The following is a 15,863-nucleotide window of genomic DNA, read 5'->3' as shown; positions in this document are numbered from 1 at the left end:
GCGCATGCCCCTGCACCGTGCGAGTCAGCGTGTGGTGTGAGCACCGCCGTTGAGATGAAGGGTTTGCCCGGTGATGTGGCGGGCGTGAGGCGATGCGAGGAATTCGACAAGTCCGGCGACGTCCTCGGGCAGACCGGCCCTTTTGTTGTGGGTCGCCGCGATCAACGTCGCTCGGCGTTCATCGGTGAGTTCGCCCCGGAAGAAGTCGGTCTCGGCGATGTAGCCGGGGGACACCACGTTGACGGTGACGCCGTTCGGCGCCAGCTGAGCCGACAACCCTGCCGACCACGCAGCCAGAGCCGCCTTGGCCGCACCGTAGGAGTTCGCGGCGTATTCGGCGCCGATCGAACCGATGTTGATGATCGCCCCACCCTCCGGCAGGCGATCCCGCAACGCGGTGGTCGTCAACACCGCGCTGAGGAGGTTGGCGTCGAGGTTGGCCCGCCACTGCGCCGCGATCTGGTCGAGGGATTCCACGGGCGGCCGCCCGAGGTCGGTGTTTCCACCGGCCATGTTGATCAGCACGTCCACTGTCGGCCCGAGTTGCCCGGCCAGCCGCTGCACGTCGGCGGGATCGGTGGCGTCGCAGCGGATTCCGGTCGCACCGAGTTCGTCGGCGGTTCGTTCGACCTGGTCGTGATCCCGGCCGGTGAGCACGACGAAGTCACCGGCCGCGGCGAACCGCTGCGCGACGTGGCGCCCGATGCCCCGGCTGCCGCCGGTGACCACGATCGTGCGCGTCATCGGAGGTGGCTCGCGGGTGCGGAAGGCGCCTGCACGATCGTCAACTTCGAACGCTTTCGCAGTGTGAATCCCAGCGTCTCGTACAGACTGATGGCTGTCGTGTTGTGGGCGAGGGCATGCAAAAACGGTATCTCACCGCGCGTGCGGATGCCCGCGCCGACCGCACGGATCAGGCGCGAAGCATAGCCGCGGCCACGGAACTCCGCGTCGGTGCACACGGCGCTGATCTCCGTCCAGCCGGGCGGGTGCAGGCGCTCCCCGGCCATCGCCACCAGGCGGCCGTCGATCCGCAATCCCAGATAGGTGCCCATCTCGATGGTCCGCGGTGCATACGGGCCGGGGTCGGTGCGTGCGATCAGTTCCAGAATCTGCGGCACGTCCGCGGCGGTGAGAACCTCCAGCTCCGGATCGTGGGCGACGCGCAGCGCGGTGCCGTCCATTTGCACCGAGCCCAATTCGTTCAGGATGGTCCAGCCGTCCGGTGGCACGTGGTCGTGTCCGCGCAGCCAGGTGCTGCCGCCCGGTCCGAGCAGGGTGGCCAGATCGGTCCAGTCCTGTCGGTCGAGAACCGGCGGATGGCCGACGAACCGGGCGACCTCCGGGTCGTAGCGGCCGATCCGTCCCACCCAGTTCGAACCGGCGGTGTTGGCCACGCAGCGACGCCCGCACCGGATCGTCGAGCGGGTGCGGGGAGATGTCGACGTCGATGGTCACCGCGCACTCCTCTACAACAGCGTCCGACCGCAGAACATTAGCGAAGCGACCAATGGGCACTGATTGCGCTCACCGCGATTTCGATACCGCACTTCGTCGCGCGGGGGCGGGCGGGGTGAGAGTCCACGCATTTTCGGCCGATCCGGGCAATGGCGGCAAGGTGCCCCGGAAATGGCGAAAAGTGCGGTCTCGCTGGCGATCGGCAGGGTTGGCCGGGTCGGCGGCCAGATGCCGTGTGTCCGCGTCAGTGCCGGAACGTTCTCTGCAGCCGCACGGCCCGCTCATAGCGGCACACGTCGTGACGCGCAGCGCTGAATGCGTTCGCGCACTGAGGATTTGCGAGGTCGGCGAGCAAACCAGATCGGTCGCGTTCGGCAGTGTAGGCGTGTATGGTGGCTGACCGGCCGGCATGGATAGGAGCGGACTGGTGCGTGTCCATCATTTGGATGCCGGGGGGACTCGTCCTTTCGGAGGTCGTCTGTTCGACGGCAGGCCGGGCGTGTGGCGCGAGGCTGCCGGAGCGTGTCACTGCCTGTTGCTCGAGCACTCCACCGGGTTGACTCTGGTCGACACCGGATACGGCGAGCAGGCTCTGGTCCGGCCGGAAGTCTGGGTGGGGCGGCAGCTCATCCGGCAGTCGAACCCGGTTCTCGACCAGCCGATCGCCCGGCAGGTCGAGGCGCTCGGCTTCTCCCGCGCCGACGTCCGGGACATCGTCGTGACGCACCTCGATCTCGATCACGCGGGTGGCCTCGCCGATTTCCCACAGGCCACCGTGCACGTTTACCGGGCGGAGCTGGACACGGTCGAAGGGCCGTACGGCCCTCGCGAGAAGTTTCGGTATCGGTCCGTGCACTTCGAACACGGGCCGAAATGGTCGGTCTACGACGAATCCGACAGCCGCGCCGAGCGCTGGTTCGGTTTCCGGGCGGTCCGCGAATTGCGGGGCCTGTCACCGGAGATACTCATGGTTCCGCTGACCGGGCACACGCGCGGTCACGTCGGTGTCGCGGTGGACACCGGGAACGGCTGGCTGTTGCACGCCGGCGACGCCTACACCTATCACGGCCAGATGCAGGAGAAGCCGTCGATGCCGTTGGGGGTGCGAGCCTTCCAGCGATATGTGGACACGCAGCGGCGGTCCCGGATCGAGAACCAGCAGCGGCTACGGGAACTCGTCCGCGACAACGGCGACGAGGTGACGGTGTTCTCCGCGCATTGCGCGACGGAGTTCGAGCGACTGCACCGTTGACACCGGTGCGCGGCGGCGGCTGATCAGCGGATTCAGTGCCGGGCGATCGCCCGCGCCGCGCTGCGGAACAGCCGCCGTCGAAGGTTCGCTCGTGCCCTGGCGAGCAGCGGTGGCTCCGGAGTGGGTGTGGCCTCGCCGAACTGGGGAAACAGTGCCAAGGCATTGTCGCGCTCGATGTTTCGCCGCGTGGCGTCGTCACAACCGGGATAGGTGTCCAGCCCGGCGTTGAAGTAGTGGACCGCGGGTTCGGGGGCGAACGGCCAGTCGCTGCCGTAGAACACGTGCCCGGGTTCGGCGAACGCGAGCAGGGTCGGCAGCGTGGCCGCGCTCGCCGAAAGCGCGGTGTCGAAGTAGAACCCGGCGAAGTCGTCGAGGACGTCCAGCGGGCTGTGCCCGGTGTCGTTGAAGATCGCCAGCGCCATGCGGTGGGCGGCGTAGGGGACGAAACCACCGGCATGGCCGAGGATGAAGCGGATGTTGGGGTAGCGTCGCCGGATTCCGTTACGCACCAGCAGAAACGCCGCCCGGGTTGTGTCGAGCAGGAAATCCGCGGCGAAGGGCGGAACGCCGGGCACGGTGGGCGCGGGCAGGTCGGCCGGGTGGACGAACGCGACGGCCGCGCGTTGGTCCAGGACGCGGAAGAGTTCGTCCTGTCCTTCTTCCCCCAAGTAGGTGCCCGCCGCGTTGCCCAGCAGCACGACACCGTCGGCGTGCAGGTCGTCGAGGGCGCGCTGGGCCTCGGCGGCGGCCGCGCCGACGTCGGGCATGGGGAGGGTGGCGAAGAACCCGAACCGATCGGGTTCGGCGGCCGCGAGCGCGGCGGAGTAGTCGTTGAGCGACCGTGCCAGTGCGGCCGCCTGTGCCGAATCGGACAGGAAGGTGGTGCCGGGAGTCGAGACCGACAGCACCGCCGAGGCGATCCCGGCCTGCGCGAGTAGCGCACGCGCCGCCTCGGGACTCCATTCGGGCAGTGCACGCCCGCCAGGGGCGGTGACACCGTGAGCGCGCAGCATCTCGGCGTAGTCCGGCGGGATGAGGTGCTGGTGCACATCGATGCGGTTCATTGCGGGCAGTCCTTTCTCCGGGCGCATCGGCCGCGATGAACGCCGAAGAGGTCCGAACTCTCACTCTGGCGCACCTCGGCTCGCCACGCAACCAATTCTGATGGTTTCATCATTTTCTGCTTGACAGAGTATTTCCCCATAACTGATGATTACATCAGTTTAGCTATCTGGAGGTAGTGGTGACCATCGACAACGCCGCCGAGACCGGGCGGGTGATCCGGGTCGGCGATCGGGAGATCTTCTTCAGTGAGACCGGCGCCGGTCCGGCCGTGGTGCTCCTGCACGGTGGTGGGCCCGGCGCAGGCGGCCTGTCGAACTACTCCCGCAACGTCGAGCCGTTGGCGCGGCGGTTCCGGGTAATCGTGCCCGATTTGCCCGGCTACGGGCGCTCGACCAAACGCATCGACCAGTCCGACCCGTTCGGCGACCTGGCCGCGGCGGTCGGCGGGTTGCTGGACGCCCTCGACATCGACTCGGCACACCTGATCGGCAACTCCTATGGCGGGGCGGCGGCATTGCGGTTGGCGATGGACCGGCCCGAGAAGGTGGGAAAGCTGATCCTCATGGGGCCCGGCGGTGTCGGCACCACGCGCGCGTTGCCGACCAAAGGCTTGCAGTCGCTGCTGTCCTATTACCGTGGCGACGGTCCGAGCCGGGCCAAACTCGCCGAATTCATCCGCGAGTATCTGGTCTTCGACGCCGGCGCCGTCACCGACGAGATCATCGACGACCGGTATCGGGCCAGTCTCGACCCGGACGTGGTGGCCGAGCCGCCGTTGCGCCGCCCCTCGGGTCCGTCGGCGTTGCGCACCCTGTGGCGGATGGATTTCACCCGCGACTCCCGGCTGTCCCGGGTGCGCAACCCGACGCTGGTGATCTGGGGCGCCGAAGACAAGGTCAATCGTCCCTCCGGTGGGCGCATGCTCGCCGAGGCCATGCCGAACTGCGACCTGTACCTGGCGGCCAGGACCGGCCACTGGGTGCAGTGGGAGCGCGCGGAGCTGTTCAACGAGCTGGCCGGTGCGTTCCTGGGAGCGACGGCATGAGCCGGTTCGCCCGGCCGGACATCGAGGGGTCGGTGTTCGGTGCGGTGCACCTGGGTTATGTCGTGGTGCATTCGCGTCGGCTGGCCGACTGGCGCCGGTTCGGCGCGCTGGCGATCGGCATGCACGTCGACGAACTCGGCGCCGACGCACTGCGTTTCCGCCTGGACGACCGCGCCTGCCGCTTCCTGATCCGCCGCGGGACGGCCGAGGACGTCACGGCGCTGGGCTGGCAGGTCGATGATCACGAGACCTTCGACCGCATCCTCGCGCGGGTCGGCGGTCGCGGCGTGCCGATCGAGGAAGGCACCGCCGAGCAGGCGGCATCGCGCGGTGTGGAGCGGCTGTGGCGTTTTCCCGGCCCGAAGGGCATCGCCACGGAGATCTTCACCACCCCGGTGACCACGCCGGAGCCGCTGCGGATGATCAGTTCCGGCTGGATCACCGGGGAGGCGGGGATGGGCCACGTCGCGATCCTCTCCCGTGAGCCGGAATCGGTGCGCGGCTACTACGACACCGTGTTCGACGCGCGGTTGACCGACTACATCGATGAGAACGTCGCCGGGTTGACGATGAAGATCCGCTTCCTGCGGGTGAACGAACGGCACCACTCGATCGCGATCGCGAACCTGCGCGGCGTGAAGATCGATCCGATCCGAACCCGGGTGCAGCACGTCAACATCCAGTCCGCGAGCCTGGACGACATGCTGGCCGCGTTCGGGCGGGTCACCGATCTGGGTTTCCGGATGGCGTGGTCGGTCGGCCAGCACACCAATGATCGCGAGTTGTCGTTCTATTGCGTGACGCCGTCCGGATTCGAGCTGGAGGTGGGCTGGAACCCGGTGGTGATCGGTCCGGAGCTGGAATCGACCTGGGAGCCGGGCACCTATCCGGGCATCAGCATCTGGGGTCACACCACGGTAGGGGAGACGGTGCTGGACAAGTTCGCGCAGTTCCGCCGAGCGCTGCGGTCGGTGCGGACACCGGAGACGACTGTTCCGGAACTGGCGGACGGACTGTCGCGATGAGTGTTCTCGATGTCGACGTCGTGGTGGTCGGACTCGGCCCGACCGGATTGACCTTGGCCAATCTGCTGGGCAGGCGCGGGGTCCGGGTGCTGGTGCTGGAACGGGAGCCGGAGTACTACGGGTCGGCCCGTGCGGTCTACACCGATGACGAGGGCATGCGCGTTTTCCAAACCGCCGGTGCGGCAGCCGAATTGGCGGCGGACATGAACGTCGATTCGACGGTGCAGTGGGTGCGCGGGGACGGCTCGGTGCCCGCGCAGTTCCACCGGATCGATCGGCCGCTGGGCTGGCCGGTGGTCAATTTCCTGTACCAGCCGTATTTGGAGAACACCCTCGAACGGGCCCTCGGCCGCTACCCGCACGTCACGGTGCGGCGCGGTCGCGAGGTCGTCGGCTTCGACCAGGATGCCGACGGTGTGAGCGTCGAGCACGCCGAGTGCCGCGGCACCGGCTACGGCAAACTCCCGGCGGACACCGACCTGGGCACTGCCGAGCGGGTGCGGGCGAAGTTCCTGGTGGGCTGCGACGGCGGCCGCAGTGTGGTGCGCACCGAGCTCGGCATCGAGATGTCGGGCACCAGTTTTCCGGAACGGTGGCTGGTGGTGGATCTGAGAGCCCGTGACGGCGTCGACGCTTTCCGGCATCTGCCGTATTTCGATTTCGTGTGCGATCCCGAACTGCCGATCGTGTCCTGCCCGCAGCCGGACCGGCACCACCGGTTCGAGTTCATGCTGACGCCGACGCAGACGAAGGAGGAGATGGAGGACGCCGGCACCGTACGCCGCCACATCGCCCGTTTCGTCGACCCGGACGAAGTGCAGGTGCTGCGCAAACTCGTCTACACCTTCAACGCCGTCGTCGCCGACCGCTGGCGGGACGGCCGGATCCTCATCGCGGGCGATGCCGCGCACATGACGCCACAGTTCATCGGTCAAGGTATGAACTCCGGGGTGCGCGACGCGGACAACCTGTCCTGGAAGCTGACCGCGATCATCGAACACGGTGCGGCGCTGCAGATTCTGGACAGTTACGAGTCCGAGCGAAGGCCGCACGCCAAGGCGATGATCGATCTGTCGGTGTTGAACAAGAAGCTCGTCTCCATAGACAACAAGGTGTTCGCGGCGGCCCGGGACATCGGGCTCACCACCGCGCTGCGCGTGCCAGGGCTCGGCGGCTGGATTCGTGGCGCGAAAATGAAGCCACGGCCGCGTTTCCGTCGCGGTGCGTACCTCGGCCTGCCCCGCCGCGGGCTGCGCGGCATCGAGGGAACCCTGGCCCCGCAGCCGGAGGTGCGCGATTACGACGGACGTCATCGGCGTTTGGACGAGGCGTTGGGTATCGGCTTCGCGATCCTGGGCTACGGCGTCGATCCCCGCCGGGCCTTCGGAGCCGCAGAACTGGCGATTCTGCGGAATCTCGGCGCCGCCTTCGTCACCGTGTACCCGCTGGGCGGACGCCCACAGGGCAAGCCGGGCGAGGGACGCGACGACGTCGTCGACGTCGAGGACCACACCGGCACGCTGACCCGGTGGTTCGGCAAGGCCGGACTGCGCACCGGCGGCCTCGTCGTGCTGCGCCCCGACCGATTCGTCTTCGGCACCGCCGCGGCCGGGCGAGGCGCGCCGTTGATCGCCGAGCTCGGTCGGCAGCTGGGCGTTTCCGCGCATCCCAGGACACCGCCGGTCGGTCAGCTTGTCACCGGTGGCGAAGGGACCTCGCCGTGACCGGCACGTTCACAACTGCGGCTGGGGCGGAAGCTGCCCGGACACCAGTTTCCGGGCCGTCCGCTTCGGCATGCCGAACATCCGCAGCACGTGAAAGGTCATCTCGTCCGCCAGCGCCCCGGCGTCGGCATCGGGGCGGGTGTCGAGCATCTGCAACAACCCCAGCAACGCGCCGCCCGCGGCCATCATCGCCATCTCCACGTCCATCTCCTCGAACCGGCCCGCCTCCTGCGCGGCGAGGATGTCGCGGCGTGCCCGCGGGGCCAAGCCGTCGTCCCGCGAGAGCACCGGCATTCCCGAATTCAGGATGACCCGCACCATCTCCGGGATCTGCCGCTGCAACCGCCCGGTCATGCGGAAACTGACCGCGAACACCTCGGCCGGGTCGTCGTAGAGCCGCACGATCTCGTCGCGCATCTGGGCGTAGATCTCCAGCGCCGAGCGCACCGCCTCGTCGAACAACTGCTCTTTGCTCTGGAAGTGGTTGTAGAACGAGCCGAAACCGACGTCGGCGGCATCGGTGATCTCCTGAATGCTCACCGCCGACCGGCCTTCCGCCAGAAACTTCCGCGCGGCCGCCAGCAGCGCGTTGCGGGTGCGCTCCCGGCGTCGATCGGTCCGAGTACGCACCACCGGTTCCGCAGTCATCGACCTACCCCGCCTTCGCCATCAGTGCGGAAATCATAACTGATCAAAGAATCAGTTCCACCGTGGCGTGTGCTGGCGGTCCACCCGGCGATCGGCAGTTACCGATCTGCTCCGGTCGAGAAGTGCTCCTCGTCGGCACCTGTGGACGGGATCGGCTGCTCGTCGTCTCGCTGTTGCCGGATCGGAACGACGAGCCGGCGTTTGCGGGGCATGGTGTTGATGAGACTGGTATCGCCGTTGTAGTGGGCGAGGACCCGGTGGTCCATGACCGCTCGCCACAGCGGTGGAATCGCGGCCAGCACAACCATCGTGGCGTAGCCCGCGGGAAGCTGGGGAGCTCGAGCGGAGCTGCGGAGGGTCTGGTAGCGGCGGCCGGGGTTGGCGTGGTGGTCGCTGTGGCGCTGGAGGTGGAACAGGAAGATGTTGGTGACCAGGCGGTCGCTGTTCCAGCTGTCGCGCGGCGAGCAGCGGGCGTAGCGGCCGTCGGGGCGGCGGGCGCGCAGCAGTCCGTAGTGCTCGACGTAGTTGACCGTCTCCAGCAGGCCGGCGCCGATGAGCGCTTGGATGGCCAGGTAGGGGATGACGACGGGGCCGAAGGCCGCGATCAAGGCGGTGAACAACGCCGCGCTCATCGCCCAGGCTTGCAGAAGATGGTTCGCCGGGCTGAGCCAGCGTTTGCCGTTGCGGGCGAGGCGCTGGCGTTCCAGCGCGAGGGCGGAGCGGAATCCGCCCAGCATGGTGCGCGGCAGGAACTGCCACAGCGATTCGCCGAAGCGGGCGCTGGCAGGGTCCTCGGGCGTGGCGACGCGAACGTGGTGGCCACGATTGTGCTCGACGAAGAAGTGCCCGTACCCGGACTGGGCGAGCGCGATCTTGGCCAGCCAGCGTTCCAGGCGTTCGGCGCGATGCCCGAGTTCGTGGGCGGCGTTGATGCCGATACCGGAGACGAAGCCGAGCGTGACGGCCAAGCCGAGTTTGTCGGCCAGGCTCAACTCGTGGCTGGCCCACAGGTAGCCCGCGATGAGCAGGCCGATGAATTGAAGTGGCAGGAAAAGATAGGTGCACCAGCGGTAATAGCGGTCGTTGGACAGCGCCTCGTAATCCTCGTCACGAGGGTTGCTTCCGTCGTCGCCGATGGCCCAGTCCAGCAGGGGGATCACCACCAGCACGATGATCGGGCCGATCCACCAGAACACCTCCAGCCCGGTGTACACCACCAGCTGGGAAGGCAGCAATGCGCAACCCGGGGCGATCAAGCCCAGTACCCACAGGTAACGCTTGGGATCGCGGGCTCTCGTGTGCTCGAAGATCGTCATAGTCATCTCGCCGATCCATCAGGAGAACACTCAACCGACAGTTCTGACTGCGGATAACGCAGACACCTAGCTCGCCATTCAAGGATAGCTGGAAGTTCGCTGGTTGTCGGAAATCCGTGGAAACCACCGACTGGGCGGCCAATGTCCGCCACGTGCTCGCGCAGCGGCCCCCGGTCGGCCGGGGGGTCACCGCACGGGTTACCGCACGCGACGCCCGGCCAGCTCGAAGCCCTGTGATCGGATTCGGCAACCGCCATCTCCGCGGCCGTGTCGGCGTCAACTGCATACGCGGAGTGCGCATTCGAACGGCACGGAATCGACCCGCGGCCTTCGGGCGGTCGGCGTCGTAGCCTCGGGCACGGAGCGATCCGCGCTGGATCTCCGAGTTTCACCGGTGTGCGCACCTGAGCGGCTCGGGCGGGCAGGGGTGAGCCAACTCCGACATTCGAACCTTCCTGTACCGAATTCGACCTAGCTGACGAACGGCTGAAGACTGCAACAGCAAATTTCCTGCGAATCAGACCCGCCGATTCCGGAGCCGGGCATCAGGCTGGTCCTCGGGCGTAGCCCGCCTGCCACGCCACGGATCTGTGACGACCCGGGCAGGCAGGTCGGCCGCGGTCCGGTCGTAAGACCGAACCGCGGCCGACCACCGTGCATGGAGATCGCGGCACTACGCGCCGATGTCGCGCTCCAGCGCGAGGCGCTGCGCCGAGTCTCCGATCGAGATACCGACGGTATCCGAGTGGGTCGTGATTGCGCAAATCAGGGCAGGGCCCCGCAGTTCGTCGGTGCGGGCTGGTTCGCGAGCCGCTCGGTGATCCACTGCTGCGAGGAGACCAGCGAAGGGAAGAACGCCAGCACGTGGGTGGCTCGCAATCCGGTGATGACGCTGGGCAGCTCGACGTTCGCGTTCAGCTGCACCGGCACGCCGGCGCCGCACCATCCGGCGGCCATCTCGCGGACGGGCACGTACGGGGCGCCCTCGTCGCTCGGGCTCGAGGAGATGAGGACGGGCACCCGCGGGTTGAGCGTGCCGACTCGTTGCTCGGTGAACGCCGATTTCAGCACGGGGGACTGCTCGATCACCGCGGTGAGCGGTTGCCCGCTGGTGGTCCACTGCGACGTGTTCGGGAACTGCTGGGCCAGTCCGAGCGGTACGGCGCACTTCTCCAGGGACTCGCGCAGGATCGCCTTGCCGGTGTCGTTGAGTTCGGCCTCGAGCACCGGACGGGTTTCGGGATAGTTGGCGGCGATGCCGTTGAGGATCCACGCGAAAGCCGGTCCGAGGGGGGCTCGGCCGTCGTTGAAGCCGATGAAGTACTGGTCGTCCACCACCGGCCCGCCGATGTAGGCGCCACGCACGTTCAATTCGGGGGCGTAACCCGGTTGCAATTCGGCCGCGCCCGCGGAGGCCATGCCGCCCTGGGAGTACCCGTACAGAATCACCGGTGAGCCGGGGTTGAGACTGGTGCCCGGCAATTGCAGCGCCGCACGCGCGGAGTCGAGTAGCGCGTAGGCCTGAGATTTCCGGTTGAGGTAGTCGTGGACGGCGGGCGTTCCCAGGCCGTGGTAATCGGTCACCATCACCGCCATGCCGCGCGCCAGCAGCGTATACAGCGCCAGTACGTCGTATTCGACGATTACGTCGAACGGAGGCTGGTATTGGACGAATTGCGCGAGCAGTTTCGAAGGCGCGCATTGGTCGCCTTGCCCCTTCGTGCCGACCGCGTACGCGATCAGCGGGCGCTCACCGGGGCCGTTCCACGGCGCTGCCGGCTCCAGATACGTACCCACCACCGTTGTCCTGGCGCTGTGGGTATCGCTGCTGACGTACATGAGGCGCGTCGACGTCGCCGGGATGGATCCGGCCACTCCGGGGACCGATATCGCCAGCCGCGACGGTTCGGCGCGGATGATGGATCCCGGCGCGCCCCCGGTCTCCGCCGGTGGGATGTAGAACTCGTCGCCTGCCACGGCCTCCGCGACCGGCTCCGCCCACCCGTTGGGGGCCGCGACCGCCGCGCCCCCGGCCACGATGAGGGTTCCCGTCAAAGCTGTGGCCAATCTGAGTATTCGACTCCTCACGATGCGATCCTTCCTGCGATTGGGATACCCATGGCATCTAGAATCGGATACTGAGAGTATCTGTAAGGGGTATGGATTGTCTGGGAATAGCGATGAGTGTCGGCGGCTTCGGGGAGCAGGGCATTCGCGGCCGACTCGGGCGCAGAGCCAAGCGCGGACGCGCACCGTGTTGATCGCGACCGCCAAACGGCTTTTTCTGGAGGACGGCTATCAGGCGACGACTCTGGACAAGGTCGCAAAGGCCGCCGGTTTCACCAAAGGGGCGGTGTATTCGAACTTCCGCACGAAAGACGACCTGTGCCTGGCGGTGCTCGACGAGATTCACCGTGAGCGAGCCGCGGAGGTCGCCGAAATCATCGCCGCGCCTACGGCTACCGACCGTCTGAAGCGGATGACGGAATGGGCCGAGCGGGTTGTCGGCGATCCCGACTGGACGCAGCTGGAACTGGAGTTCAGCGTCCATGCGCGGCGCGACGAGCACCTGCGCGCCGAACTCGCGACCCGGCTCGGCGACATCGTCGGCATGGTCGGCGCCGCGCTGGAGACGGCGGACGACGTCGAAACCCAGAAGCCGCGGGCCGAAGCCGCGGTCGCCGTACTGGCGCTCGGCGTCGGGCTGGGCCTGTTCCGGTCGATCGATCCCGGCATCCCGGTGACGGGCATGATCTCGGCGTTGCGCGCGATCGCGGGGTTGACCAGAAACGGCTGATCCGCTCGGCCGGAAGCGTCCCGGTCGCGTGCCCGACGGGGCCTGAACGCTCCGGTGGTGTCGCGGTCGGCGCGTCTGGTCTAATATAAGTCAAAACTTATTCAAGGAGGATGTCATGCCGCTGCTCACCGATCCCACCGCCATCGCCGGGCTCGTGACCCGCGAGGTCCGCACCGGTTCCCGGGACGGCACCTCGACCAGGATCGCTGTCGCCCGGCGCAGCTACCCGACCGATCAGGCGGATCTCTGGCACGCACTGACCGATATCGAACGGATCCCGCGCTGGTTCCTGCCCGTCAGCGGTGATCTGCGGGTCGGCGGCCGCTATCAGACCGAGGGCAATGCCAACGGTGTCGTGCAAGAGTGTGACGCGCCGGAGCGCTTCGCCGTGACCTGGGAGATGGGCCCGCAGATCTCCTGGCTGACGGTTCGTCTCACGCCGGCCGCAGACGGCACCGAGCTGGAGTTGCTGCACGAGGCTCCGGTCGATCCCGAGTTCTGGTCGCAGTACGGGCCGGGCGCTGTCGGGGTCGGCTGGGATCTGGCCCTGATGGGTCTCGGGCTGCACCTGTCCAGCGGAGCTCCGGTGGACTCGGCGGAGGCCCTGGCCTTTCCGGTCACGCCCGAGGGAGTCGCGTTCGTACGCACGGCTGCGCTCGGGTGGGCGGATGCCGCCGTCGACGACGGTGACGCCCCGGCGGACGCGAACGCGGCGGCGCTGCGGACCGTCGCTTTCTACACGACCGTTCCCGAGGACGGTTCCGAGGGCTGATGGATCGGTCCCCGGCGAAGATCTTCGAGGCCCTCGGCGACCCGGTTCGCCGATTCATCCTCGAATTGGTGGCGGCCGACGAGCAGACCGCGGGTGCGGTGGTCGCCGCCGTGCAACAGCGCGCACCGATCTCGCAGCCCGGCGTCTCCCAGCACCTCAAGGTGCTCCGCGACGCCGGGCTGGTAAGCGTCCGCGCCGAGGGCACTCGACGGCTGTACGCCCTGGCCCCCGAGGGCGTCGATGCCGCTCGGGCCTGGCTCACCGGATTGGCCGACCCGCTGCACCAGTTCGCGCAACCGCTCGACGCTCTCGCGACGGAAATCGCCCGCGGGAAACGGGCCCGCCGCAGCGCCGCGTCCGGCCGGAGCGGCGACGAGGATTCCGGCCGCCGAGCCCGGCAGGCGTGACCCGCCGCGGCGGGGCCCACGATCCGCTTCAGCAGCGACCGAACACGACGGCCGCGTTGTGGCCGCCGAAACCGTAGGAGTTGTTCAGCGCGAAGTTGATGTTCTGGGTTCGGGCGCTGCCGTGCACGATGTCGAGATCGATCTCCGGGTCCTGGTTGTCGAGGTTCAGCGTCGGCGGCACCACACCGTCGCGGACGCTGAGCACGGTCAGGGCGGCTTCTACCGCGCCGACCGCGCCGACCGAGTGCCCCAACGCGGATTTCGGCGCGTAGACCGACGCGTGGTCGCCCACCGCCGCCCGGATGCCCTTGGCTTCCGCGAGATCACCGAACGGGGTGGCCGTCGCGTGGGCATTGACGTGGTCGATCTCGGTGGGGCTCACCCCGGCCGTTTCGATCGCCCGGCGCATGGCTCGGATGTTGCCCTCGCCTTCCGGATGCGGGAGCACCATGTGGTAGCCGTCGGCGGTGAGGCCCGCGCCCATCAAACGCGCCAGGGGCTTGGCACCCCGAGCCCGTGCGTGGTCTTCGGACTCCAGCACGAACAGCGCGGCGGCTTCCCCGAAGACGAATCCGTCGCGGTCCCGGTCGAACGGACGTGACGCGCGTTCGGGTTCGTCGATCCGCGTGCTCAACGCTCGCATCATCGAGAATCCGGCCACCGCGAGCGGATTGATGCGGCCCTCCACGCCTCCCGCGACGATGATGTCGGCTTCCCCCAGGATGATCGAACGCCACGCGTGCACCAGCGCCTCGCATCCCGAAGCACAGGCGGAGACGGGCGTGATCACGCTGGCTCGGGCGCCGAGTTCCAGTCCGACCACCGCGGCGGCGCCGTTCGGCATGGCCATGGGTACCGCGAAGGGGGACACCTTGCGGTAGCCCGCGTTCTGCATCAGGTCGTTGGACTCGATGATCGTGTCGGCGCCCCCGAGGCCGGTGCCGATGCAGACGCCGAGACGATCGAGATCCACGTCCGGTCGTCCCGCGGTGTCCCAGATCCGGTTACCCATGACATAGGCGACCTGCTGGACATAGGACATGCGGCGCTTCTGGACGCGGCTGAGTTCATCGGTCGGATCCAGTTCGAACTGGCCGCCGATGTCGACGGGAACCTGGAAACGCTCGAAGTCCGGGTCTTGCACCTTGCCGATTCCGGTTTCCCCGGCGAGCAGTCGTTTCCAGGTCGCCTCGGTGTCGGCGCCGACCGCTGTCGACATTTCGACCGCCGTCACGACCACGCTCCGGAACCCTCCGTTGCTGGTGGAGAAGTCCGTCAAATCGGACATCAAACCCCTTCTTTCGGCTTGTCGGCTCGGATGCTCAAGCGAGGCTATGTGCGCGCTGGAAGGCCGGGGTAGTAGCCCGAGTGCCTTTCACCGCTACGATCGGGCCATGCAACCGGATGGGGGAGCGCGCCGGGTCGCCGTCGTCATTCCCGATGAAGTAGTCGTTCTGGACGCGGCGATTCCGATCGATGTGTTCGGCTCCGATCCCCACTATCGGCTCGACGTGTGCGCGGTATCCCCCGAGGTACCGACGTCGGTCCCGGGGCTGTCCTGTGTGGCTGTGGCGGGGCTCGAGGCTTTGCGGCACGCACACACGGTGGTGGTGCCCGGTTACGCGTCCTATGAAACACCGCCGCCGGATCCGGTTGTCCGAGCACTTCGCGACGCTCACGGCCGGGGCGCGCGCATGCTGTCGATCTGTACCGGTGCTTTCGCTCTCGCCGCCGCGGGACTGCTGTCCAACCGGCCCGCGACAACGCACTGGCGGGCCACCGCGTTACTGCAGAGCCAGTACCCGGACGTCGAGGTCCACCCGGATCGCCTGTTCGTGGACGACGGAGACGTGCTGACTTCCGCGGGGGTCACCAGCGGGATCGATCTCTGCCTGCACGTGGTGCGCAAGGACATCGGCGCGGCGGCCGCGAACGAACGCGCCCGCGACCTGGTGGCGCCGCCGGTCCGCGAGGGCGGCCAGGCCCAGTACACCCGGCAGTTCCCGACGCAGACCTCCTCCGGCGTGCTGGCCGAGACACGCGCGTGGATCCTCGCGAACCTCGATCACCGGCATTCGCTCGAAGACCTCGCCAGGCGGTCGAATCTCTCGCGGCGTAGCTTCGTCCGGCGGTTCCGGGAGGAGACCGGAACTTCCACCCACGTGTGGATCACCAGTGCGCGCCTGAATCAGGCGCGGGAACTGCTCGAGACGACCGAACTGTCGATCGATCAGATCGGCTACCGCGTCGGTCTCGGGAACCCGGCCAACACCCGCGCGGTATTCAAGCGTCATCTGGGTGTCAGCCCCGGTCAGTACCGGCGCATGTTCGCGGTCGGAAACTGAGTAGCGCGA

Annotated in this window: 14 protein-coding genes and 1 pseudogene; 8 read left to right on the top strand and 7 right to left on the bottom strand. The window is 67.8% G+C overall.

The genetic code is table 11. The features are described 5' to 3' along the window. Nucleotides 1–24 precede the first annotated feature (24 nt). Together LTT66_RS00685 and LTT66_RS00680 are read right to left on the bottom strand one after the other, a co-directional pair. On the bottom strand, nt 25–744 hold the full coding sequence (locus LTT66_RS00685; protein WP_195099067.1) for an SDR family NAD(P)-dependent oxidoreductase: 720 nt from the start codon (nt 742–744) through the stop codon (nt 25–27). Continuing rightward, nucleotides 741–1,458: pseudogene (locus LTT66_RS00680) on the bottom strand (GNAT family N-acetyltransferase). Before LTT66_RS00680 ends, LTT66_RS00685 begins: the two are co-directional and overlap by 4 nt. Nucleotides 1,459–1,885: 427 nt before the next feature. Here LTT66_RS00680 and LTT66_RS00675 point away from each other — a divergent pair. After that, nucleotides 1,886–2,710 carry an MBL fold metallo-hydrolase gene (locus LTT66_RS00675; protein ID WP_233063219.1) on the top strand — a complete coding sequence of 275 codons (825 nt, stop codon included), beginning with the start codon at nt 1,886–1,888 and terminating at the stop codon, nt 2,708–2,710. A gap of 32 nt (nt 2,711–2,742) precedes the next feature. Here the strand turns inward: LTT66_RS00675 and LTT66_RS00670 are convergent, their stop codons facing one another. Continuing rightward, on the bottom strand, nt 2,743–3,774 hold the full coding sequence (locus LTT66_RS00670; RefSeq protein WP_233063218.1) for an amidohydrolase family protein: 1,032 nt from the start codon (nt 3,772–3,774) through the stop codon (nt 2,743–2,745). 185 nt (nt 3,775–3,959) lie between these two features. Between LTT66_RS00670 and LTT66_RS00665 the strand changes: the two genes are divergently transcribed. Genes LTT66_RS00665 through LTT66_RS00655 form a run of 3 tightly spaced genes read left to right on the top strand, consistent with a single transcriptional unit; the run spans nt 3,960 to nt 7,569 of the window. Beyond that, nucleotides 3,960–4,820, top strand: a complete 861-nt coding sequence (locus LTT66_RS00665) for an alpha/beta fold hydrolase (RefSeq protein ID WP_233069530.1) — start codon at nt 3,960–3,962, stop codon at nt 4,818–4,820. After that, nucleotides 4,817–5,845 carry a VOC family protein gene (locus tag LTT66_RS00660; protein ID WP_233063217.1) on the top strand — a complete coding sequence of 343 codons (1,029 nt, stop codon included), beginning with the start codon at nt 4,817–4,819 and terminating at the stop codon, nt 5,843–5,845. Before LTT66_RS00665 ends, LTT66_RS00660 begins: the two co-directional genes overlap by 4 nt. Further along, entirely contained in the window at nt 5,842–7,569 is a 1,728-nt protein-coding gene (locus tag LTT66_RS00655; RefSeq protein WP_233063215.1) for a bifunctional 3-(3-hydroxy-phenyl)propionate/3-hydroxycinnamic acid hydroxylase, read from the top strand. The genes LTT66_RS00660 and LTT66_RS00655 overlap by 4 nt, the downstream gene beginning before the upstream one ends. 9 nt (nt 7,570–7,578) lie before the next feature. On the opposite strand, the gene LTT66_RS00650 is transcribed toward LTT66_RS00655, so the two are convergent. The 3 genes from LTT66_RS00650 to LTT66_RS00640 all read right to left on the bottom strand — a co-directional run bounded on the left by LTT66_RS00650 (nt 7,579) and on the right by LTT66_RS00640 (nt 11,600). Beyond that, on the bottom strand, nt 7,579–8,217 hold the full coding sequence (locus LTT66_RS00650; protein WP_233063213.1) for a TetR/AcrR family transcriptional regulator: 639 nt from the start codon (nt 8,215–8,217) through the stop codon (nt 7,579–7,581). 98 nt (nt 8,218–8,315) lie between these two features. Beyond that, complete coding sequence (locus tag LTT66_RS00645) at nt 8,316–9,539, bottom strand: alkane 1-monooxygenase (RefSeq protein WP_233063212.1); 1,224 nt, start codon at nt 9,537–9,539, stop codon at nt 8,316–8,318. Nucleotides 9,540–10,298: 759 nt separating this feature from the next. Next, nucleotides 10,299–11,600: a lipase family protein gene (locus tag LTT66_RS00640; protein ID WP_233063210.1), complete on the bottom strand. Its 1,302-nt coding sequence runs from the start codon at nt 11,598–11,600 to the stop codon at nt 10,299–10,301. A gap of 187 nt (nt 11,601–11,787) precedes the next feature. Between LTT66_RS00640 and LTT66_RS00635 the strand changes: the two genes are divergently transcribed. The 3 genes from LTT66_RS00635 (at nt 11,788) to LTT66_RS00625 (ending at nt 13,509) form a co-directional block, all read left to right on the top strand. Beyond that, nucleotides 11,788–12,330: a TetR/AcrR family transcriptional regulator gene (locus LTT66_RS00635; RefSeq protein WP_233063208.1), complete on the top strand. Its 543-nt coding sequence runs from the start codon at nt 11,788–11,790 to the stop codon at nt 12,328–12,330. A gap of 115 nt (nt 12,331–12,445) precedes the next feature. Continuing rightward, the gene (locus LTT66_RS00630) at nt 12,446–13,102 is read left to right on the top strand and encodes an SRPBCC family protein (protein WP_233063206.1); all 657 of its coding nucleotides are present in this window, start codon (nt 12,446–12,448) and stop codon (nt 13,100–13,102) included. After that, entirely contained in the window at nt 13,102–13,509 is a 408-nt protein-coding gene (locus LTT66_RS00625) for an ArsR/SmtB family transcription factor (RefSeq protein WP_233063204.1), read from the top strand. The genes LTT66_RS00630 and LTT66_RS00625 overlap by 1 nt, the downstream gene beginning before the upstream one ends. 28 nt (nt 13,510–13,537) lie before the next feature. Here LTT66_RS00625 and LTT66_RS00620 read toward each other — a convergent pair whose 3' ends face one another. Beyond that, entirely contained in the window at nt 13,538–14,797 is a 1,260-nt protein-coding gene (locus tag LTT66_RS00620) for a KasA/KasB family beta-ketoacyl-ACP synthase (protein WP_181721833.1), read from the bottom strand. Between the two features lie 106 nt (nt 14,798–14,903). Here LTT66_RS00620 and LTT66_RS00615 point away from each other — a divergent pair, with 106 nt between their 5' ends. Continuing rightward, nucleotides 14,904–15,854, top strand: coding sequence for a GlxA family transcriptional regulator (locus LTT66_RS00615; RefSeq protein WP_233063202.1), 951 nt, complete (start codon nt 14,904–14,906; stop codon nt 15,852–15,854). The last annotated feature ends 9 nt before the right edge of the window (nt 15,855–15,863 follow it).

Source organism: Nocardia gipuzkoensis, from assembly GCF_021183645.1.
In the GTDB taxonomy this organism is placed as follows: Bacteria; Actinomycetota; Actinomycetes; order Mycobacteriales; family Mycobacteriaceae; genus Nocardia; species Nocardia abscessus.
The sequence above is the reverse complement of the archived record's forward strand: the minus strand, read 5'-3'. Positions and strand labels throughout refer to the sequence as shown.